This window comes from Achromobacter sp. 1L-A-4-B-C2 (assembly GCF_057291955.1).
The window spans coordinates 1-3,266 of the sequence record NZ_JBXAWP010000008.1; the positions used below are offsets into that span (position 1 = coordinate 1).

General features: G+C 52.1%; 2 rRNA genes. Both read right to left on the reverse strand.

Annotated features, from left to right (window positions below):
- A 5S ribosomal RNA gene (rrf, locus tag AC0Z35_RS28285) occupies nt 1–97 on the reverse strand; the annotation flags it as partial.
- Nucleotides 98–300: 203 nt separating this feature from the next.
- Nucleotides 301–3,185: ribosomal RNA gene (locus tag AC0Z35_RS28290) — 23S ribosomal RNA — on the reverse strand.
- Between the last annotated feature and the right edge of the window lie 81 nt (nt 3,186–3,266).

The following is a 3,266-nucleotide window of genomic DNA, read 5'->3' on the forward strand; positions in this document are numbered from 1 at the left end:
CTTTCACAGACGTCCGTCCACTATCATCGGCGCGAAGGCGTTTCACTGTCCTGTTCGGGATGGGAAGGAGTGGTACCACCTTGCTATGGTCGTCAGGCGTAACTGGTTGAGCGGTTGCGGGTTAACGCAACGGCTCCAATCTTGGAAGAAACACAACGTGTGGATGATCAGAGGCTAGCTCGATGATCATGCACAGGGGGGTCGTAATTGGTGTTGGCTGGCTGCTGACGGTGCAGCCAGATTTTGTATTGAACGACACTTGGAACGCTATATCACCAGGTCAATAACCATCAGTGTTATAGGATCAAGCCTCACGAGCAATTAGTATCGGTTAGCTTAACGCATTACTGCGCTTCCACACCCGACCTATCAACGTCCTGGTCTCGAACGACTCTTTAGGGGGATCAAGTCCCCGGGATACCTAATCTTCAGACGAGTTTCCCGCTTAGATGCCTTCAGCGGTTATCTCTTCCGTACTTAGCTACCCGGCAATGCCATTGGCATGACAACCGGTACACCAGAGGTACGTCCACTCCGGTCCTCTCGTACTAGGAGCAGGCTCCGTCAAGTATCCAACGCCCACGGCAGATAGGGACCAAACTGTCTCACGACGTTTTAAACCCAGCTCACGTACCTCTTTAAATGGCGAACAGCCATACCCTTGGGACCGGCTACAGCCCCAGGATGAGATGAGCCGACATCGAGGTGCCAAACACCGCCGTCGATATGAACTCTTGGGCGGTATCAGCCTGTTATCCCCAGAGTACCTTTTATCCGTTGAGCGATGGCCCTTCCATTCAGAACCACCGGATCACTATGTCCTGCTTTCGCACCTGTTCGACTTGTCAGTCTCACAGTCAAGCACGCTTATGCCATTGCACTATCAGCACGATTTCCGACCGTACCTAGCGTACCTTCGAACTCCTCCGTTACACTTTGGGAGGAGACCGCCCCAGTCAAACTGCCCACCATGCACTGTCCCCGATCCGGATAACGGACCAAGGTTAGAACCGCAAACAAACCAGGGTGGTATTTCAAGGATGGCTCCACGTGATCTAGCGACCACGCTTCAAAGCCTCCCACCTATCCTACACAGGCCGGTTCACAGATCAATGCAAAGCTACAGTAAAGGTTCATGGGGTCTTTCCGTCTAGCCGCGGGTAGATTGCATCATCACAAACACTTCAACTTCGCTGAGTCTCAGGAGGAGACAGTGTGGCCATCGTTACGCCATTCGTGCAGGTCGGAACTTACCCGACAAGGAATTTCGCTACCTTAGGACCGTTATAGTTACGGCCGCCGTTTACCGGGGCTTCGATCAAGAGCTTGCACCCCATCACTTAACCTTCCGGCACCGGGCAGGCGTCACACCCTATACGTCGACTTTCGTCTTTGCAGAGTGCTGTGTTTTTAATAAACAGTCGCAGCCACCGATTCTCTGCGACCCCATCATGCTAAGCGCGCAGGCGCTTCACACTACCGGGGTATACCTTCTCCCGAAGTTACGGTATCAATTTGCCGAGTTCCTTCTCCTGAGTTCTCTCAAGCGCCTTGGAATATTCATCCCGTCCACCTGTGTCGGTTTGCGGTACGGTCTCGTACAGCTGAAGCTTAGAGGCTTTTCTTGGAACCACTTCCAATCACTTCGCAAGCAATGCTCGCTCGTGCCATACCCTTGATTTACGCGCCCGGATTTGCCTAAGCGCCATCTTCGATACAGCAACAGGGACATCCAACACCCTGATGATCTTCCGCGATCCGTCCCCCCATCGCACTGTACGACGGTACTGGAATATTAACCAGTTTCCCATCAGCTACGCATCTCTGCCTCGCCTTAGGGGCCGACTCACCCTGCGCCGATGAACGTTGCGCAGGAAACCTTGGACTTACGGCGAGGGGGCTTTTCACCCCCTTTATCGCTACTCATGTCAGCATTCGCACTTCTGATACCTCCAGCAGCCTTTACAAGCCACCTTCGCAGGCTTACAGAACGCTCTCCTACCGCGTGCACTAAAAGTGCACACCCGCAGCTTCGGTTTATCGCTTAGCCCCGTTACATCTTCCGCGCAGGACGACTCGATCAGTGAGCTATTACGCTTTCTTTAAAGGATGGCTGCTTCTAAGCCAACCTCCTGACTGTCTATGCCTTCCCACTTCGTTTCCCACTTAGCGATAATTCGGGACCTTAGCTGGCGGTCTGGGTTGTTTCCCTCTTGAGTCCGGACGTTAGCACCCGGTGCTCTGTCTCCCAAGCTGTACTTGCGGGTATTCGGAGTTTGCCATAGTTTGGTAAGTCGCCATGACCCCCTAGCTATAACAGTGCTCTACCCCCCGCAGTAATACTTGAGGCACTACCTAAATAGTTTTCGGAGAGAACCAGCTATTTCCAGATTTGTTTAGCCTTTCACCCCTATCCACAGCTCATCCCCTAATTTTTCAACATTAGTGGGTTCGGTCCTCCAGCACGTGTTACCGTGCCTTCAACCTGGCCATGGATAGATCATCTGGTTTCGGGTCTACACCCAGCGACTGAATCGCCCTATTCGGACTCGCTTTCGCTACGGCTTCCCTATTCGGTTAACCTTGCCACTGAATGTAAGTCGCTGACCCATTATACAAAAGGTACGCAGTCACCCCACAAGGAGGCTCCTACTGTTTGTATGCATACGGTTTCAGGATCTATTTCACTCCCCTTCCGGGGTTCTTTTCGCCTTTCCCTCACGGTACTGGTTCACTATCGGTCGATCACGAGTATTTAGCCTTGGAGGATGGTCCCCCCATCTTCAAACAGGATTTCACGTGTCCCGCCCTACTTGTCTTACGCTTAGTTCCACACACAAGATTTCATCTACAGGGCTATCACCTGCTACGGCCGGACTTTCCATTCCGTTCGACTATCTTGCGCGCTAAAACGTAAAGGCTCTTCCGATTTCGCTCGCCACTACTTTCGGAATCTCGGTTGATTTCTTTTCCTCGAGCTACTGAGATGTTTCAGTTCACCCGGTTCGCTTCCACTAGCCTATGTATTCAGCTAGGGATACTGCATTGCTGCAGTGGGTTTCCCCATTCGGACATCTACGGATCAAAGCTTGTTTGCCAGCTCCCCGTAGCTTTTCGCAGGCTACTACGTCCTTCATCGCCTGTGATCGCCAAGGCATCCACCATATGCACTTAGTCGCTTGATCCTATAACGCTGTAGGCTATAGGACCTGAGTATTAGCGTTTGTGCCGTTCATAAGTTTCAAAGCAGTCTGAGGTTATTCACC